Raw genomic sequence first — 15,973 nt, 5'->3', positions numbered from 1 at the left:
CTCCCATGCGCTTTATCCGCATGCTGTTGTTGCCGGCACTGGCCCTGACCGCTGTTTCGGCTCACGCTGACCCGGCCTCCGTCGCCAGCCTGAAGAACCTGTTGGACAAATCCCAGACCCTGACCGCACGCTTTTCCCAGCTGACCCTGGATGCCGGCGGTACTCGCTTGCAGGAAACGGCAGGGGAAATGGCCGTGCAGCGCCCGGGGCTGTTCTACTGGCACACCGAAGGCAAGGCCGAGCAGACCATCGTCTCGGACGGCCAGAAAGTTACGCTGTGGGACCCGGACCTGGAGCAGGCGACCATCAAGAAGCTCGACCCACGCCTGAACCAGACGCCTGCGCTGTTGCTGTCGGGCGACGTGTCGAAGATCAACGACAGCTTCGATATCACCTCCAAGCAAACCAGCAACGTGATCGAATTCACCCTCAAGCCCAAATCCAAGGACACGCTGTTTGACACGCTGTCCCTGTCGTTCGGCAATGGCGTGATCAACAACATGCGCCTGATCGACAGCGTCGGCCAGCGCACCGATATCCTGTTCTCCGGGGTCAAGGCCAACCAGCCGGTGCCGGCTTCCAAGTTCAAGTTCGACATCCCCAAGGGTGCCGACGTGATCCAGGAATAAACCAGAGGTTTCAAACGCTGCCCATGGACCTGTTTCGAAGTGACCCGATTGCCCAACCCTTGGCCGCACGCTTGCGTTCGACCAACCTGGATGAGTACGTCGGTCAGGAACACCTGCTCGCTCGCGGCAAGCCATTGCGCGAAGCCCTGGAGCAGGGCGCGCTGCACTCGATGATTTTCTGGGGGCCACCGGGCGTGGGTAAAACCACCCTGGCGCGGCTGCTGGCGAAAGTCTCGGATGCACACTTCGAAACGGTGTCTGCGGTGCTGGCCGGGGTCAAGGAAATCCGCCAGGCGGTGGACGTCGCCAAGCAGCAGGCCGGGCAATACGGCAAGCGCACCATCCTGTTTGTCGACGAAGTGCATCGCTTCAACAAGTCGCAGCAGGATGCCTTCCTGCCCTACGTCGAAGACGGCACGCTGATCTTTATTGGCGCCACCACCGAAAACCCCTCGTTCGAACTGAACAACGCGTTGCTGTCGCGGGCTCGCGTGTATGTGCTCAAGAGCCTCGACGAGGCGGCGATGCAAAAGCTGCTGCACCGCGCCTTGAGTGAAGACAAGGGCCTGGGCAAGCGCCAGCTGAGTGTCAGCGAAGAAGGCTTCAAGATTCTGCTCACCGCTGCCGATGGCGACGGTCGCCGTTTTCTCAACCTGCTGGAGAACGCATCCGACCTAGCCGAAGACGGCAGCGAGATTGGCGTCGACCTGCTGCAAAGCCTGCTCGGCGACACGCGCCGGCGCTTCGACAAGGGCGGCGAAGCTTTCTACGACCAGATCTCGGCGCTGCACAAATCCGTGCGCGGCTCCAACCCGGACGGCGCGTTGTACTGGTTTGCGCGCATGATCGACGGCGGTTGCGATCCGTTGTACCTGGCGCGCCGCGTGGTACGCATGGCCAGCGAGGACATCGGTAACGCCGATCCCCGTGCCCTGAGCCTGTGTCTGGCCGCGTGGGACGTGCAGGAGCGCCTCGGCAGCCCGGAAGGCGAGTTGGCGGTGGCCCAGGCCATCACCTACCTGGCCTGCGCGCCGAAAAGCAACGCGGTGTACATGGGCTTCAAGTCGGCGCTGCGTGCCGCGGCCGAATACGGCTCCCTCGAAGTGCCGTTGCACTTGCGCAATGCGCCGACCAAATTGATGAAACAGCTCGGCTACGGCGACGAATATCGCTATGCCCACGATGAGCCGGATGCCTATGCCGCCGGTGAAGACTACTTCCCCGATGAGCTTGAGCCGTTGCCGCTCTATCAGCCGGTGCCCCGTGGTCTTGAGCTGAAGATCGGCGAGAAGCTCAATCATCTGGCCGCACTCGATCGTTTAAGTCCCAGACAGCGGAGAAAATCATGATTCCCTTGGTGGTCGCCGTCTCGGCGGGCGGTATCGCGGGTACACTGCTGCGCTTTGCGACGGGTAATTGGATCAGCGCGAATTGGCCCAAGCACTTCTATACCGCGACGCTGGCCGTTAATATCGTGGGCTGCCTGTTGATCGGCGTTTTATACGGCCTGTTCCTGGTGCGTCCCGAAGTACCGATTGAGGTGCGCGCCGGGCTGATGGTTGGCTTTCTTGGCGGCCTGACGACCTTTTCATCCTTTTCACTGGATACCGTACGCCTGCTGGAAAGCGGGCAAATGCCGCTGGCGATTGGCTACGCTGCCATCAGTGTATTCGGCGGGCTGCTCGCGACCTGGGCCGGCCTGTCCTTGACCAAACTTTGATAAACGAGAGACCGACATGCTCGATTCCAAACTGTTACGTAGCAACCTTCAGGACGTAGCGGACCGCCTGGCATCCCGTGGCTTTGCCTTGGATGTTGCGCGCATCGAAGCGCTGGAAGAACAGCGCAAGACCGTCCAGACCCGCACCGAAGCACTGCAGGCTGAGCGTAATGCGCGTTCCAAATCCATCGGTCAGGCCAAGCAGCGCGGCGAAGACATCGCGCCGCTGATGGCGGACGTCGAGCGCATGGGCACCGAGCTGTCCGACGGCAAGGTCGAGCTGGAGGGCATTCAATCCGAGCTGGATTCGATCCTGCTGGGCATCCCCAACATTCCGCATGAATCTGTGCCAGTGGGTGAAGACGAAGACGGCAACGTCGAAGTCCGCCGCTGGGGCACGCCCAAAGCCTTTGACTTCGAGATCAAGGACCACGTTGCCCTGGGCGAATTGACCGGTGGCCTGGATTTCGAAACCGCCGCCAAGATGTCCGGCGCGCGCTTTGCGTTGCTGCGCGGACCGATCGCGCGCATGCACCGTGCCCTGGCGCAGTTCATGATCAACCTGCACACCTGCGAGCACGGCTACGAAGAGGCCTACACCCCTTATCTGGTGCAAGGTCCGGCGCTGATGGGTACCAGCCAGTTGCCGAAGTTCGAAGAAGACCTGTTCAAGATCAGCCGCGACGGCGAAGCCGACCTGTACCTGATCCCGACCGCCGAAGTGTCGCTGACCAATATCGTCGCTGGCGAGATCCTCGACGCCAAGCAACTGCCACTCAAGTTCGTGGCCCACAGCCCGTGCTTTCGCAGTGAAGCCGGCGCATCGGGGCGTGACACCCGTGGCATGATCCGCCAGCACCAGTTCGACAAGGTCGAGATGGTGCAAGTGGTCGAGCCGTCGACCTCCATGGAAGCCCTGGAAGGCCTGACCGCCAACGCCGAGCGCGTGCTGCAACTGCTGGAGCTGCCGTACCGCGTGCTGGCTCTGTGCACGGGCGACATGGGGTTCAGCGCCGTGAAGACCTACGATCTGGAAGTGTGGGTGCCGAGCCAGGACAAGTACCGCGAGATTTCGTCGTGCTCCAACTGCGGTGATTTCCAGGCCCGTCGCATGCAGGCGCGTTTCCGTAACCCGGAAACCGGCAAGCCGGAACTGGTGCACACCCTCAATGGTTCGGGCCTGGCCGTAGGCCGTACCCTGGTGGCGGTGTTGGAAAACTACCAGCAGGCTGACGGTTCGATCCGTGTACCTGAAGTGCTCAAGCCGTACATGGCCGGCGTTGAGGTCATCGGCTAAATGGAATTTCTGCCGCTGTTTCATAATCTGCGCGGCAGCCGTGTATTGGTCGTTGGTGGCGGGGAAATTGCCTTGCGCAAGTCCCGGCTGCTGGCCGACGCCGGCGCAGTGCTGCGGGTGGTTGCTCCTCAGATCGAAGACCAGTTGCGTGAATTGGTGCTGGGCAGTGGCGGGGAACTGAACGTGCGTGGTTATCAGGAGCCCGACCTTGATGGTTGCACCCTGATCATCGCCGCGACGGACGACGAGCCACTCAATGCGCAAGTATCCAGTGATGCCAAGCGTCGCTGTGTACCGGTCAACGTGGTGGACGCGCCGGCCTTGTGCAGCGTGATCTTCCCGGCGATTGTCGACCGCTCGCCGTTGGTGATTGCGGTGTCCAGCGGCGGCGATGCGCCGGTGTTGGCACGCTTGATCCGCGCCAAGCTGGAAACCTGGATTCCATCGACTTATGGCCAATTGGCCGGGTTGGCGGCGCGTTTTCGTGCCCAGGTCAAAGGTTTGTACCCGGATGTGCAGCAACGTCGGGCGTTCTGGGAAGAAGTGTTCCAGGGCCCGATTGCCGACCGTCAGTTGGCCGGGCAGGGCGATGAGGCTGAGCGTTTATTGATTGAAAAGGTCAACGGTGCACCGCCGTACGCGCCGGGTGAGGTTTACCTGGTGGGCGCAGGCCCGGGCGATCCTGACCTGTTGACCTTCCGTGCGCTACGTCTGATGCAGCAAGCCGATGTGGTGCTGTACGACCGTCTGGTCGCCCCGGCGATTCTTGAGCTGTGCCGTCGTGATGCCGAGCGGGTCTATGTCGGCAAGCGTCGCGCCGACCATGCCGTGCCGCAGGACCAGATCAACCAGCAATTGGTGGATCTGGCCAAGCAAGGCAAGCGCGTGCTGCGCCTCAAGGGTGGCGATCCGTTCATCTTTGGGCGTGGTGGCGAAGAAATCGAGGAATTGGCGGCCCATGGCATCCCGTTCCAGGTGGTGCCGGGCATCACGGCGGCCAGTGGCTGCGCGGCGTATGCCGGGATTCCGCTGACCCACCGCGATTACGCGCAATCGGTGCGCTTTATCACCGGGCACCTGAAAAACGGTACGTCGGATCTGCCCTGGCAGGATCTGGTGGGGCCGTCGCAGACGCTGGTGTTCTACATGGGCCTGATTGGCTTGCCGATCATCTGCGAGCAACTGATCAAGCACGGTCGCGCCGCTGATACACCGGCAGCGTTGATCCAGCAGGGCACCACCTCGAACCAGCGTGTGTTCACCGGTACCCTGGCCGACTTGCCACGCATGGTGGCGGAGCATGAAGTGCATGCGCCGACATTGGTGATCGTGGGTGAGGTGGTGGTGTTGCGCGAGAAGCTCAAGTGGTTTGAAGGCGCCCAGTCTCAGGTGTGAGCCCTGAAAGCATCGGGGGCAAGTCCCCTCCCACATTAAAATGCATTCCAAATGTGGGAGGGGGCTTGCCCCCGATGAGTCCCTCAGACACAACCATCTCGTGGATCAGCTCAAAACCCCTGAACCATTCAAGCGCCGACGATCATGCTCGGCATCAAACCTCTGCAACGGCCCTTTCGGCACAATCCCCGTCGGATTGATCGTCCGATGGCTCGCATAGTAGTGCCCCTTGATGTGCTCGAAATCCACCGTCTCGGCCACCCCAGGCCACTGATACAACTCCCGCAGCCAGTTCGACAGGTTTGGATAATCCGCAATCCGCCGCAGATTGCATTTGAAGTGGCTGTAGTACACCGCATCAAAACGAATCAGTGTGGTAAACAGTCGCACGTCTGCCTCGGTCAGGTATTCACCGGCCAGGTAGCGATGGTCGCTCAGGTGCTGCTCCAGGTCATCAAGTTCGGCAAACACATCATCAAACGCGCTTGCATACGCCTGCTGCGACGTGGCAAAGCCTGCGCGATACACGCCGTTGTTCACGGCCGGGTAAATGCGTTCGTTCAGCGCGTCGATGGTTGTGCGCAGTGACTCGGGATAGAAGTCCAGGGTGTTGCCCGTCAACCCGTTGAACGCGCTGTTGAACATGCGGATGATCTCCGCCGACTCATTGCTGACGATGCGTTGGAGCTGCTTGTCCCACAACACCGGCACGGTGACGCGGCCGGTGTAGTCGGCCGTATCGGCGGTGTAGCGCTGGTGCATGAATTCAAAATTATCCAGCGCGTCGCCAGTGGAGCCGTGGGCCTTATCGAAGGTCCAGCCGTTTTCCAGCATCAGCCAGCTGACCACGGACACACCGATGAGGCTTTCGAGGCCTTTGAGCTTGCGCAGGATAAGGGTGCGGTGAGCCCATGGGCAGGCCAGGGACACATAGAGGTGATACCGACCGGCCTCGGCCCTGAAGCCGCCATCGCCGCTCGGGCCAGGCTGGCCGTCGGCCGTCACCCAGTGGCGGCGCTGCGCCTGTTCGCGTTGGAAAGCGCCGTCTGCGCTACTTTCGTACCACTGGTCTTTCCAGTGTCCTTTGATCAGTAAACCCATGACTGGCTCCTTGGCTAATAAGCGTTGGAGCCCAGTCTAAAGGGATGAGTTCGAACTAAAAGCGCAAAGACTGCGGGTGAATGATCGATTAAATCGATTTATCCCGCGCAGCCCAGTACTGCCGGGCCAATTCGAACGCCTGCTCCCGTGGGTGGCCCAGGCCGCGCAAGGCCAGGGCCATGGTGGCGATCAGCGCCAGTTGTGGGTAGCTGTCCTCCACATCACCGCGCCACAGCGCTTTCAAATGCTCTGTCTCCAGCGTTGCCGGTTTGACATGGCGCTGGGCGGAGAGGGCGGGCCATTCTTCATCCCAGCTCTCGCCGCCGGTAGTGCCGTACAGGTGGCTGATCGTGTCGGGGTTGATCTCGATCTCGCCGCCGTCGCCTTTCACCACAATCACGTTATCGCCAAGCAGGCCGCTGGCGTCGCGGTGTACGCCCTGATAGCCCGGATGGAAAATGCTTTGCAGGCCGCAACGGGCGTTCAACGGGTTGAGCAGCCGCGCCAGGGAGTGGATCGGCGAGCGCAGGCCCAGGGTGTTGCGCAAATCAATCATGCGTTGCAGCTGCGGTGCCCAGTCGCCCAGCGGGATGAACGCCAGGTTGCCCTGGTCAAACGCCGCGCCGACCTGTTGCCAGTTGCGGCACAGGGGAATTTGCAGGGTTTGCAGCAATTGTTCGGTGTACAACCGGCCCGCCGTATGGGCGCCGCCACCGTGCATCAGGATGCGCACGCCGTTCTGTGCCAGGCATTTGGCCGCCAGCAGAAACCACGGCAGGTGGCGCTTTTTACCGGCGTAGGTCGGCCAGTCGATATCCACGTTCAGTGCCGGGGCATCCAGGCGTTCGCGCACGGCTTCGGTGAAGCCAGCAAGTTCTTCCGCGCTTTCTTCCTTGTGCCGCAGCAGCATCAGGAAGGCGCCCAGTTGGGTGTCTTCGACTTTTTCGTCGAGCAGCATGCCCATGGCTTCACGGGCTTCTTCGCGGGTGAGGTTACGCGCGCCGCGCTTGCCTTTGCCCAGGATGCGCACGAATGGCGCAAACGGGTGCTCGGCAGGGGTTTGCAGGGTCAGTGGGGCAAAGTCGGTCATAAGCAATTCGTCGGCCTGGGCAGGCCCGCCAGCTTGGCGGCGAGTTTGGCGGGAGTGCCGTTGAACAGTTGGTTGAGGTGCAGGCTGTTGCCCTTCTCCGGGCCAAGTTTCAGGGCGGTGTATTTGATCAGCGGGCGCGTGGCCGGGGACAGCTGAAATTCGGCATAAAACCCGCGCAACAGTTCGAGGATTTCCCAGTGGGCCGGCGTCAGCTCCAGGTTGTCGGCGGCGGCGAGGGCATTGGCGACTTCGGTGGACCAGTCGTCCAGATCGACCAGGTAGCCGTCCTTGTCCAGTTCGAGGCGGCGCTCGCCTACGGTCAGGGTGTTCATAGCCAGGTGTTGACCTTGTCGTAGTCGATCGACAGTTGCACGAAACCGGGATAGTCCATGCTGTCAGCCCAGTCCGGTAGTGGCAGATTGCGCGCCTGCATGTCTTCGGCCAGCACAAACACCTTCACGCCTTTGGTTTGCAGGGCGGGCGTGTGCAGGCCGTAGGCGCCGTCACCACACAGCAGGATTGCGTCCCCGGCGCCACAGATGCGCAGGCAACTGTCGAGGCGGCTGTCGGTAAACGGGGAATGAGACACCACATGTAGAGTCGACATCAGAGGGTAATCACCTGGTCGTAACGGTCAATCAATTGGGAAATGGCTTGGCTGTCCAGCGACTGCGCGTTGGCGGGTGGCGGCAGCCCGCGTGCGGACAGGCTGTGGTCGCAGGCGAACACGTCATCAATGCCGAACAGGCCCAGGGCCTGCAGATTGGCACTCAGGTCTTTCTGTTGCACGGCTTTGGCGGCTTGGCACGGCGCCAGTTGGAACACGCCGTCATCCATGAACAGCAAGCCGATGGGCAGATCAAACGCGCCACCGGCCAGCACGATATCCAGCGCTTCCCGCGCGCTAGGCCCGGACCACGGCGCCTGGCGGCTGATCACCAATAGGGATTTGGACATCTCACGGCCCTCCAAAACAGATCAGGCGGTCGGCACCCTGGATCGCATCATGCAATTGCCCAAGGCCTGACAGCGCCCACGGTGCATCCAGGTTGACCGCGCTGCGTTGATAGCGCGTGGCTTCTTCGCTGTTGAGCACGCCACGGCGCAGGGCAGCGGCGATGCACACCACGCCGTCCAGCTGATGAGTGCTGACAAACTCACGCCATTGGCGGGCGATGTCTTGCTCATCCTGGGGCGCGACAACGTTATTGGACGCGCTGTACACGCCATCCTGATAAAAAAACAACCGCACAATCTCATGCCCGCCGGCCAGCGCGGCCTGTGCGAACAGCAGGGCGCGGCGCGAGGAGGGCGCGTGGGCGGCGGAATACAGGGCAATCGCGAACTTCATGGAACACTCGGCAAGCAAACGTGGGCCAATGATAAAGCCGCCGCCGCGAAAAAGCCCGCCGTGATCAAAACGGTCACTGTCGGTGATTGTTCTGACGATTGCCGGTAGGCGTAAGGCTGCCTAGTCTGTGGGCATTCGAAGCGAAAGTGGAGCCCCCAAATGTCAGGTCCCTTGGCGTCCCTCAAAGTGCTGGATTTTTCCACCTTGCTACCTGGCCCGTTTGCTTCGTTGATGCTGGCGGACATGGGGGCCGAGGTGCTGCGTATCGAATCGCCCACGCGCATGGACCTGCTGCGCGTGCTGCCACCCCATGACCAAGGCACCTCGGCGAGCCACGCCTACCTCAATCGCAATAAACGCAGCCTGGCGCTGGACCTCAAGCAGGCCGAGGCCCTGGACATCGTAAGGGCGCTGGTCAAGAACTACGACATCGTGCTCGAACAGTTTCGCCCCGGCGTGATGGAGCGCCTGGGCCTGGGGTATGAGGCCTTGAAAGCGCTCAACCCCCGGCTGATTTATGTGTCGATCACCGGGTATGGCCAGACCGGCCCGTATAAGGATCGCGCCGGCCACGATATCAACTACCTGGCACTGGCGGGCGTGGCCAGCTACACCGGGCGCCAGGACAGCGGGCCGCTGCCGTTGGGCGTGCAGTTGGCGGATGTGGGCGGCGGCTCGTTGCATGCCGTGGTGGGTTTGCTCGCAGCGGTCATTGCTCGCCAGCAGACGGGTGTCGGTCAATACCTGGATGTGAGCATGACCGACTGCTCATTCAGCCTGAACGCGATGGCTGGCGCCGGTTACCTGGCCTGCGGCGTGCAGCCGGAAAGGGAAACCCATGTGCTCAATGGCGGCAGTTTCTATGACTATTACCGCTCGCGTGATGGGCGCTGGATGTCGGTGGGCAGCCTGGAGCCGGCGTTTATGCAGCAACTGTGCGCGGCGTTCGGGCGGCCGGAGCTGGCGGCACTGGGCCTCGATCCTGCGCTCAAGCGGGCGCTGCAAGTGGAATTCGAAAAGCGCAGCTTTGATGAACTGTGCGAGTTATTTGCCGGTGTGGATGCGTGTGTAGAGCCAGTGTTGAGCCTGAGCGAGGCCGTTGAACACCCGCAGTTGAAGGCGCGGGCGTTGGTCAGCCAGGTGCCGAGGGGCGATGGTTCGACCCAGGCGCAACTGGCTTGCCCGCTGAAGTTTTCCGAGGGGTTGCCGGCGCCGAGACATATTGGTGTGGCGGTGGGGGTGCACAGTGATGAGGTGTTGGCGGAGTTGGGCCTCAGCGCTCAGCGAATAGCGGAACTGCGGCGGGCCAAGGTGGTTGGGTGACTGACCCGGCGCTATCGGGGGCGGCCCCCTCCCACATTAAAATGCATTCCAAATGTGGGAGGGGGCTTGCCCCCGATTTGGCCCTCACTCCACGCGGGTTTCCCCGGTAAACACCAGGGTCTGCCGACACCGCCGACACAAATACCGCCGTCCCTGAGCCACCATGCCATGACGCTGCGACGAAAACGGGAAGTCGCTATCGGCACACGGGCAGCGGTAGATATAGCGGGTTACCTGGCGACGCTGCACGGCATAGGTGTGGCAGCGGTCTGGCGGCAGTTCGTAGACCCCGCGCATGATTAACTGCCATTCCTCGCCATGGGGCTGGATGCGCTCACCGAACAATTGATGGGCGATCAGGTGCGCCACTTCATGGGCCACGGTCTGCTTGAGGAAATGTTGACTGTTTTCTCGGTACAACTGTGGGTTGAAGCGCAGCAGGTTCTCGTGCAAATGCGCGACACCGGCTTTCTGGCCCCGCAGCTTGAGGCTGACCTGGGGGCGCTTGAAGCTTCGTTTGAAAAAGGATTCGGCTTGCAGGAAACAATCTTCGACGCGGGTATTGAGTTGCTCGGGCATGCTGTACCTATCTCCAGAGAGGCCCAGTATGCCGCAAAGCCGGGTGTTTCCGAATCTGTCAGGTGCCGAATGGTCATGCATAACGCACAAAGCCACCTTGCGGTGGCCTTGCCTGAGGGGCTGTGAGGTCAGTTGGTGTAGATCGGGCCAACACCCAGGCCCCAGACGATAACGGTAAACGCCATGATCGCCACCAGGACCACCAGGCCTACAGCCAGTACCGAGCTGGAAAACAGGAAGCCCTCGTCCGGGTCGATGTTCATGAACGTCGGCAGGCCTACATACAGCAAGTACACCGTGTAGCAGATTGCCGCCGTGCCCACGACCATGCCCAGCCACATATGTGGGTAAAGTGCCGCCAGCCCGCCGATAAACAGGGGTGTGGCAGTGTAGGTCGCAAAGGCCACGCAGCGCGCCATGCTGGGGTTGGCGTCGTAGGTACGGGCCATCCAGTGAATGAACGCGCCCATCACCGCCACGCCGCCGAGCATGGCGGCATAGGACATGATGGTCATCCACAACGCACTTTCCTGGGTCAGCATCACCGGCGCCCGGTTACCGATGACCCAGCCCACCTGGGTGGTGCCGATAAACGCTGATATCGCAGGGATCGCCGCGAGAATCAGCGTGTGAGTGAGGTACATGTGGCCGATGCTTTCTTCTTTATCGCCACGGATTTCCCGCCATTCCTGGTCGGGATGGGTAAAAAGCCCCACGACGTGATGGATCATGCCAGTCACTCCTGTCGTTATTGCCATCGCCCCCCATCGGAGCGCCCACGGGCCAATTGGCCTGAAAGGTCTGGATATAGATGTGCGACCTCACGTCGCAGTATAGGAAGGGATGACCTGAATAACTGTAGGGGCTTTAGAGCAAATCGCACTGTAAACAGTGGGCCTAATCGCAGATTGGAATGCTGGCCCACATTGAATGTGGGGACTCGACATCGGTAAGATACCCGGCTTTTCGTCACACCAGCAGCGGATCCAAGCGCCATGGGCACTCTTACGGTCAACCAGAACAAACTGCAAAAACGCCTGCGTCGCCTGGCCGGTGAAGCGGTCGCCGATTTCAACATGATCGAGGACGGCGACAAGGTCATGGTCTGTCTCTCCGGCGGCAAAGACAGTTACACCCTGCTTGACGTGCTGCTGCACCTGCAAAAGGTCGCGCCAATCAAGTTCGAGATCGTCGCCGTCAACATGGACCAGAAACAACCAGGCTTCCCGGAGCACGTGCTGCCGGCCTACCTGAAAGCCCTGGGCGTCGAGTACCACATCGTCGAAAAAGACACCTACTCGGTGGTCAAGGAGTTGATTCCGGAAGGCAAGACCACCTGCTCGCTGTGCTCGCGCCTGCGCCGTGGCACGCTCTACACCTTTGCCGATGAAATCGGTGCGACCAAGATGGCCCTGGGGCACCACCGCGACGACATCGTCGAAACCTTCTTTCTCAACATGTTTTTCAATGGCTCCCTCAAGGCCATGCCGCCCAAGCTGCGCGCCGATGACGGGCGCAACGTAGTCATCCGCCCGCTGGCGTATTGCAACGAGAAGGACATCCAGGCCTACTCCGACTTCAAGCAATTCCCGATCATCCCGTGCAACCTGTGCGGCTCCCAGGAAAACCTGCAGCGCCAGGTGGTCAAGGAGATGCTGGTGGAGTGGGAACGCAAGACGCCGGGGCGCACCGAAAGTATTTTCCGCAGCTTGCAGAACGTACAGCCATCACAATTGGCCGACCGCACCCTGTTTGACTTCACCAGCCTGAAAATCGACGAGACGGCCGCCTCGCGCTTCGTCAACGTAGTGAACCTCTGACGCAACTCAACGCTCTGAAAGACGGCGCTTACGGGCGCCGTTTTCATTTTCAATCCCCAGGAGAGGGCATGCGCGATTACAAGTGGCTGCACGAATATTGTCTGAACCGCTTTGGTTCAGCGGCTCAACTGGAAGCCCACCTGCCGGTGCCCAAGACACCGGCGCAATTGCGCAAGATCAGTGATGACCGTTATCTGTCGACCCTGGCGCTGCGAGTGTTTCGCGCCGGTTTAAAGCACAGCGTGGTGGACGCCAAATGGCCGGCGTTCGAACAGGTGTTCTTCGGCTTCAACCCGGAAAAAGTCGTGCTGATGGGCGCCGAGCACCTGGAACGCCTGATGCAGGACACGCGGATCATCCGTCACCTGGGCAAGCTCAAGAGCGTGCCGCGCAACGCGCAGATGATGCTGGACATTGAGCTAGAAAAAGGCAGCTTCGGCGCGTTTATCGCCGACTGGCCGGTCACCGATATCGTCGGGCTCTGGAAGTACCTGAGCAAGCACGGCCACCAGTTGGGCGGGCTGTCGGCGCCGCGCTTCTTGCGGATGGTGGGTAAGGATACGTTTGTGCCGAGTGATGACGTGGTGGCAGCATTGAATGCACAGAAAATCGTCGACAAGGCGCCGACCAGCCTGCGCGATCTGGCGACGGTGCAGGGCGCGTTCAACCAGTGGCATGCCGAGAGCGGGCGACCTATGTGCCAGTTGTCGATGATGCTGGCCTACACCGTCAACCACTGAGCCGACGCCATAAGTAACACCCCCGTAGCGCTCGACAGCTACGGGTGATTGGCTGCCAACCGCCGATCCAACTGATGCCGCCACCGCACATACACCAGCGCCGTGCAAAACACCGCCAGACTCGTCAGCATCTCCAGCACCCCGAACCACTGGCGGTTCGGGTCGTACGCCGCCAGCGCGCCCTTGATGAAATACAGGTTCACCGCAAAGCACATCCACGAATGCCCCCGCGCACTGCCGCTGATCATGCCCGGCGCCAGCAACAGCAGCGGCGCCAGCTCGATCAGCAGGATCACCCACGGGCGTGCGCCGTGCAGGTCGGCGACGAACAGGTAATACCCGCACAGCAAGCCCACCAGGGCAAAAAATGCCAGCAGGCTCAATGCGCGTGCCGCCTTTACACGCGGCTCCAGCCACGCCTGGGGCGGCAGGACTTTAGGCTTTTTGGCCACGGCCATTCTCCAGCAGCGTGGCGGTGGTAGCCAGGCGCAAGCCCAATGCCCGGCACAGGGCGATTTCGTGTTGATCGAGCATGCGCTTGCCGTCCGGCCCGGCATGATGGCTGGCGCCATACGGCGTGCCGCCGCCCTGGGTGTCGAGCAATGCCTGTTCGCTGTAGGGCAGGCCGGTGATCAACATGCCGTGGTGCAACAGCGGCAGCAGCATCGACATCAGCGTGGTTTCCTGGCCGCCGTGCAGGCTGGCGGTGGAGGTGAACACGCCAGCAGGCTTGCCGACCAGAGCGCCGGTGAGCCACAGGTTGCTGGTGCCATCAATAAAGTACTTGAGCGGCGCGGCCATGTTGCCGAAGCGCGTCGGGCTGCCCAGGGCCAGGCCTGAGCAGTTTTTCAAATCATCGAGGCTGGCGTACAACGCGCCTTCGTCCGGAATGCTCGGCGCCACGGCTTCGCATTCGGTGGAGATCGCCGACACGGTGCGCAAACGCGCTTCCATACCGCCTTGCTCGATACCACGGGCAATTTGCCGGGCCATTTCGCTGACCGAGCCGTTGCGGCTGTAATACAGCACCAGCACATACGGTGTGGTCACGGCAGAATCTCCAGTACGTTTTCTGGTGGGCGGCCAATGATGGCCTTGTCGGCGGTTTCCAGGATCGGGCGTTCCATCAGCTTGGGGTGTTCGGCGATGGCCGCGATCAGTTGGGTTTCGCTGAGGGTGGCGTCGGCCAGGTTGAGACTTTTGTATTCGTCTTCGCCGGTGCGCAGCAACTGACGGGCGCTGAGGCCCAGTTTGGCCAGCAAGGCCTTGATTTGCGCCGCGTCCAGCGGGGTTTCCAGGTAGCGCACCACGGTTGGGGCAAGGCCGCGGGCTTCAAGCAGTTCGAGCGCACCGCGGGATTTCGAGCAGCGCGGGTTGTGATAAAGCGTCAGATCGGTCATGTGCGGGTCGCATCTTGCGTAAGGTGGCGGGTATTCTACCCGCGCTGCGCCCCGTCCTTAAACCGTAAGAGGCGATAGGTCGCAGCCAACGTTCATTTTTGCGAAGGATTACCCCATGACACGTCGACTGATCGGTGCATTGGCGATCATTACAACCTTGCTGCTCAGCGGCTGCGGCAATGACTATGGCGTTGACCAGTATGGCCAGAAAGTCGCGGCCGAGCGCCTCGACAAGCAATGGCTGGTGGTCAACTACTGGGCAGAATGGTGTGGCCCATGCCGCACGGAAATCCCTGAGCTCAATGCCTTGGCCGAGCAGCTCAAAGCACAGAACGTCGGGGTGTTCGGGGTCAATTTCGATAACGTGCAGGGGGAGGAACTGAAAGCCGCCAGCGACAAGCTGGGCATCAAGTTCACCGTGCTGGCACAGAATCCGGACGGGATCTTCGACATTCCGCGCAGCGAGGCCCTGCCGGTGACTTACATCATCGATGACAAGGGCAAGGTGCGTGAGCAGTTGATGGGCGAGCAGACCGCGGAAGGCGTAATGGCCAAACTCAAGGCCCTGCGCGGTTAAAGCAGCAACTCCAAACAAATGTGGGATCGGGCTTGCCCCTCCCACATTTAGTCACAGAGTCGGGATCAGCCCTCTTCGGGCCACAGGCGAATCGGCTTGCCCTCGGCCGGCCAGAAGCGCGTCTGCTCGATCGGCGAGATATCCCAGCGCTGTACGCCTTGCAGAGCCTGGAAGAAGCGGTGTTCCTGCTCCATCAGGGCCTCGGCGCAGAGCTTGCGGGTGCTGCCGAGCTTGCCGAAGCTGAGCTTGTCGCCCTCGACGGTGTATGGCGCAAACCAGTGGTTGCAACCGCCATTGCCGTAGGCGCGACCATCGGCGCCGAGGGTGACGGTCAGGTGGGCGTAGTCCATCAACGGCCGCTCACCAATCCACTCCACCACGTAACTGTGATCCTGCTTGAGCTTGACCGCGTCACCGGCACAGCCGCTCAGTGCCGCGCCGACGGCGGCGAGCAGAAGCAGGCCTTTCATTGCGCAGCCTTCTGGCATTTCGGGCAGCGGTGCTTGTCGCCTTCGCTGGCCCAGCCCAGTTCCTTGATGCGCGCGTTGGCGGCAGGCTGCAGCGGCTCCTTGCTCAGCTTGGTTTCCACCGCGAATTCAAACTCCAGCACGGTGTCGCAGCTGTCGCAGTTGACCTTCCAGGTGTGAATCTCCAGCTCGCCGAATTTAGGCCCTTGGGCCATGGCGACCCATTGGCCCGCCGGGCGGATGGAGTAGCGCGCATCGCCTTCGACGGTCAGGCGCATCGACAGGGTTTTACTGCCGCGCAGGGTGACGATCAGCACGTCGCCGTGCTTGATCGAACCACCGTTGCCGGTGACCTGGTAACGGCCCGGCACAAGGGCGCGGCATTCGATCAGGGTGTGTTGCGGGCTCAGCAAGCTGAAGCGGAAATCGTGTTCGGCCATGGATCCTCCAAATAGGCGCGGCATCCTATCACGGGTGCCTGCTC

General features: G+C 61.4%; 22 protein-coding genes. 9 read left to right on the top strand and 13 right to left on the bottom strand.

Translation table 11 applies throughout. From position 1 onward, the window contains the following. Positions 1-5 precede the first annotated feature (5 nt). From lolA to cysG, 5 genes are read left to right on the top strand one after another with little or no spacing between them, the layout of a single operon-like run. Positions 6-629: an outer membrane lipoprotein periplasmic chaperone LolA gene (gene lolA, locus NDJ82_RS00400; RefSeq protein WP_112195892.1), complete on the top strand. Its 624-nt coding sequence runs from the start codon at positions 6-8 to the stop codon at positions 627-629. A gap of 23 nt (positions 630-652) precedes the next feature. Beyond that, positions 653-1,978 (top strand): replication-associated recombination protein A, encoded by a 1,326-nt coding sequence (locus tag NDJ82_RS00395; RefSeq protein ID WP_099587001.1) that lies wholly within the window; start codon positions 653-655, stop codon positions 1,976-1,978. Then, a complete protein-coding gene (gene crcB, locus NDJ82_RS00390) occupies positions 1,975-2,349 on the top strand; it encodes a fluoride efflux transporter CrcB (protein ID WP_099587000.1) in 375 nt (124 codons plus the stop codon). Before NDJ82_RS00395 ends, crcB begins: the two co-directional genes overlap by 4 nt. A gap of 16 nt (positions 2,350-2,365) precedes the next feature. After that, positions 2,366-3,646 carry a serine--tRNA ligase gene (serS, locus tag NDJ82_RS00385; protein ID WP_250924749.1) on the top strand — a complete coding sequence of 427 codons (1,281 nt, stop codon included), beginning with the start codon at positions 2,366-2,368 and terminating at the stop codon, positions 3,644-3,646. Then, entirely contained in the window at positions 3,647-5,041 is a 1,395-nt protein-coding gene (cysG, locus tag NDJ82_RS00380; protein ID WP_112195886.1) for a siroheme synthase CysG, read from the top strand. Between the two features lie 105 nt (positions 5,042-5,146). Here the strand turns inward: cysG and NDJ82_RS00375 are convergent, their stop codons facing one another. The 6 genes from NDJ82_RS00375 to tusD form a co-directional block, all read right to left on the bottom strand. Beyond that, positions 5,147-6,142 carry a glutathione S-transferase family protein gene (locus NDJ82_RS00375; protein ID WP_250924748.1) on the bottom strand — a complete coding sequence of 332 codons (996 nt, stop codon included), beginning with the start codon at positions 6,140-6,142 and terminating at the stop codon, positions 5,147-5,149. A gap of 88 nt (positions 6,143-6,230) precedes the next feature. Continuing rightward, entirely contained in the window at positions 6,231-7,232 is a 1,002-nt protein-coding gene (locus NDJ82_RS00370) for a glycosyl transferase family protein (protein ID WP_250924747.1), read from the bottom strand. Then, on the bottom strand, positions 7,229-7,564 hold the full coding sequence (locus NDJ82_RS00365) for a TusE/DsrC/DsvC family sulfur relay protein (protein WP_099586995.1): 336 nt from the start codon (positions 7,562-7,564) through the stop codon (positions 7,229-7,231). The genes NDJ82_RS00370 and NDJ82_RS00365 overlap by 4 nt, the downstream gene beginning before the upstream one ends. After that, positions 7,561-7,839 carry a sulfurtransferase complex subunit TusB gene (tusB, locus tag NDJ82_RS00360; protein WP_112195880.1) on the bottom strand — a complete coding sequence of 93 codons (279 nt, stop codon included), beginning with the start codon at positions 7,837-7,839 and terminating at the stop codon, positions 7,561-7,563. Before tusB ends, NDJ82_RS00365 begins: the two co-directional genes overlap by 4 nt. Then, entirely contained in the window at positions 7,839-8,189 is a 351-nt protein-coding gene (tusC, locus tag NDJ82_RS00355; protein ID WP_099586993.1) for a sulfurtransferase complex subunit TusC, read from the bottom strand. Before tusC ends, tusB begins: the two co-directional genes overlap by 1 nt. A 1-nt stretch (position 8,190) precedes the next feature. Then, on the bottom strand, positions 8,191-8,583 hold the full coding sequence (gene tusD, locus NDJ82_RS00350) for a sulfurtransferase complex subunit TusD (protein ID WP_158878062.1): 393 nt from the start codon (positions 8,581-8,583) through the stop codon (positions 8,191-8,193). Positions 8,584-8,742: 159 nt separating this feature from the next. Between tusD and NDJ82_RS00345 the strand changes: the two genes are divergently transcribed. Then, a complete protein-coding gene (locus NDJ82_RS00345; protein ID WP_250924746.1) occupies positions 8,743-9,906 on the top strand; it encodes a CaiB/BaiF CoA transferase family protein in 1,164 nt (387 codons plus the stop codon). 84 nt (positions 9,907-9,990) lie between these two features. Here NDJ82_RS00345 and NDJ82_RS00340 read toward each other — a convergent pair whose 3' ends face one another. Then, complete coding sequence (locus NDJ82_RS00340; RefSeq protein WP_032890037.1) at positions 9,991-10,485, bottom strand: SprT family zinc-dependent metalloprotease; 495 nt, start codon at positions 10,483-10,485, stop codon at positions 9,991-9,993. Positions 10,486-10,613: 128 nt separating this feature from the next. Next, complete coding sequence (locus NDJ82_RS00335) at positions 10,614-11,216, bottom strand: Yip1 family protein (protein WP_032889661.1); 603 nt, start codon at positions 11,214-11,216, stop codon at positions 10,614-10,616. A 264-nt stretch (positions 11,217-11,480) separates the two neighbouring features. Here NDJ82_RS00335 and ttcA point away from each other — a divergent pair, with 264 nt between their 5' ends. Both ttcA and NDJ82_RS00325 read left to right on the top strand, forming a co-directional pair. Continuing rightward, complete coding sequence (gene ttcA, locus NDJ82_RS00330) at positions 11,481-12,305, top strand: tRNA 2-thiocytidine(32) synthetase TtcA (protein WP_250924745.1); 825 nt, start codon at positions 11,481-11,483, stop codon at positions 12,303-12,305. A 68-nt stretch (positions 12,306-12,373) separates the two neighbouring features. Then, complete coding sequence (locus NDJ82_RS00325; protein ID WP_250924744.1) at positions 12,374-13,045, top strand: DNA-3-methyladenine glycosylase I; 672 nt, start codon at positions 12,374-12,376, stop codon at positions 13,043-13,045. A 38-nt stretch (positions 13,046-13,083) separates the two neighbouring features. Here the strand turns inward: NDJ82_RS00325 and NDJ82_RS00320 are convergent, their stop codons facing one another. From NDJ82_RS00320 to arsC, 3 genes are read right to left on the bottom strand one after another with little or no spacing between them, the layout of a single operon-like run. After that, on the bottom strand, positions 13,084-13,497 hold the full coding sequence (locus NDJ82_RS00320; RefSeq protein ID WP_250924743.1) for a DUF2069 domain-containing protein: 414 nt from the start codon (positions 13,495-13,497) through the stop codon (positions 13,084-13,086). After that, entirely contained in the window at positions 13,481-14,095 is a 615-nt protein-coding gene (wrbA, locus tag NDJ82_RS00315; protein WP_250924742.1) for an NAD(P)H:quinone oxidoreductase, read from the bottom strand. Before wrbA ends, NDJ82_RS00320 begins: the two co-directional genes overlap by 17 nt. Next, positions 14,092-14,445 (bottom strand): arsenate reductase (glutaredoxin), encoded by a 354-nt coding sequence (gene arsC, locus NDJ82_RS00310; RefSeq protein ID WP_099586988.1) that lies wholly within the window; start codon positions 14,443-14,445, stop codon positions 14,092-14,094. The genes wrbA and arsC overlap by 4 nt, the downstream gene beginning before the upstream one ends. 115 nt (positions 14,446-14,560) lie before the next feature. On the opposite strand from arsC, the gene NDJ82_RS00305 reads away from it, so the two are divergent. Further along, complete coding sequence (locus NDJ82_RS00305; RefSeq protein WP_250924741.1) at positions 14,561-15,022, top strand: TlpA disulfide reductase family protein; 462 nt, start codon at positions 14,561-14,563, stop codon at positions 15,020-15,022. 65 nt (positions 15,023-15,087) lie between these two features. Here the strand turns inward: NDJ82_RS00305 and NDJ82_RS00300 are convergent, their stop codons facing one another. Both NDJ82_RS00300 and NDJ82_RS00295 read right to left on the bottom strand, forming a co-directional pair. After that, the gene (locus NDJ82_RS00300) at positions 15,088-15,492 is read right to left on the bottom strand and encodes an META domain-containing protein (RefSeq protein WP_099586986.1); all 405 of its coding nucleotides are present in this window, start codon (positions 15,490-15,492) and stop codon (positions 15,088-15,090) included. Beyond that, entirely contained in the window at positions 15,489-15,929 is a 441-nt protein-coding gene (locus NDJ82_RS00295; protein WP_099586985.1) for a hypothetical protein, read from the bottom strand. Before NDJ82_RS00295 ends, NDJ82_RS00300 begins: the two co-directional genes overlap by 4 nt. Positions 15,930-15,973 lie beyond the last annotated feature (44 nt).

The organism is Pseudomonas sp. SR18 (assembly GCF_023701505.1).
Taxonomy (GTDB): domain Bacteria; phylum Pseudomonadota; class Gammaproteobacteria; order Pseudomonadales; family Pseudomonadaceae; genus Aquipseudomonas; species Aquipseudomonas cyclaminis.
This window is presented reverse-complemented; position numbering and strand designations above follow the sequence as displayed.

Bases quoted from the DNA above. Each gene is read 5' to 3' on its own strand.
- lolA (WP_112195892.1), top strand. From the start codon at position 6: ATGCGCTTTATCCGCATGCTGTTGTTGCCGGCACTGGCCCTGACCGCT.
- NDJ82_RS00395 (WP_099587001.1), top strand. From the start codon at position 653: ATGGACCTGTTTCGAAGTGACCCGATTGCCCAACCCTTGGCCGCACGC.
- crcB (WP_099587000.1), top strand. From the start codon at position 1,975: ATGATTCCCTTGGTGGTCGCCGTCTCGGCGGGCGGTATCGCGGGTACA.
- serS (WP_250924749.1), top strand. From the start codon at position 2,366: ATGCTCGATTCCAAACTGTTACGTAGCAACCTTCAGGACGTAGCGGAC.
- cysG (WP_112195886.1), top strand. From the start codon at position 3,647: ATGGAATTTCTGCCGCTGTTTCATAATCTGCGCGGCAGCCGTGTATTG.
- NDJ82_RS00375 (WP_250924748.1), bottom strand. From the start codon at position 6,142: ATGGGTTTACTGATCAAAGGACACTGGAAAGACCAGTGGTACGAAAGT.
- NDJ82_RS00370 (WP_250924747.1), bottom strand. From the start codon at position 7,232: ATGACCGACTTTGCCCCACTGACCCTGCAAACCCCTGCCGAGCACCCG.
- NDJ82_RS00365 (WP_099586995.1), bottom strand. From the start codon at position 7,564: ATGAACACCCTGACCGTAGGCGAGCGCCGCCTCGAACTGGACAAGGAC.
- tusB (WP_112195880.1), bottom strand. From the start codon at position 7,839: ATGTCGACTCTACATGTGGTGTCTCATTCCCCGTTTACCGACAGCCGC.
- tusC (WP_099586993.1), bottom strand. From the start codon at position 8,189: ATGTCCAAATCCCTATTGGTGATCAGCCGCCAGGCGCCGTGGTCCGGG.
- tusD (WP_158878062.1), bottom strand. From the start codon at position 8,583: ATGAAGTTCGCGATTGCCCTGTATTCCGCCGCCCACGCGCCCTCCTCG.
- NDJ82_RS00345 (WP_250924746.1), top strand. From the start codon at position 8,743: ATGTCAGGTCCCTTGGCGTCCCTCAAAGTGCTGGATTTTTCCACCTTG.
- NDJ82_RS00340 (WP_032890037.1), bottom strand. From the start codon at position 10,485: ATGCCCGAGCAACTCAATACCCGCGTCGAAGATTGTTTCCTGCAAGCC.
- NDJ82_RS00335 (WP_032889661.1), bottom strand. From the start codon at position 11,216: ATGATCCATCACGTCGTGGGGCTTTTTACCCATCCCGACCAGGAATGG.
- ttcA (WP_250924745.1), top strand. From the start codon at position 11,481: ATGGGCACTCTTACGGTCAACCAGAACAAACTGCAAAAACGCCTGCGT.
- NDJ82_RS00325 (WP_250924744.1), top strand. From the start codon at position 12,374: ATGCGCGATTACAAGTGGCTGCACGAATATTGTCTGAACCGCTTTGGT.
- arsC (WP_099586988.1), bottom strand. From the start codon at position 14,445: ATGACCGATCTGACGCTTTATCACAACCCGCGCTGCTCGAAATCCCGC.
- NDJ82_RS00305 (WP_250924741.1), top strand. From the start codon at position 14,561: ATGACACGTCGACTGATCGGTGCATTGGCGATCATTACAACCTTGCTG.
- NDJ82_RS00300 (WP_099586986.1), bottom strand. From the start codon at position 15,492: ATGAAAGGCCTGCTTCTGCTCGCCGCCGTCGGCGCGGCACTGAGCGGC.
- NDJ82_RS00295 (WP_099586985.1), bottom strand. From the start codon at position 15,929: ATGGCCGAACACGATTTCCGCTTCAGCTTGCTGAGCCCGCAACACACC.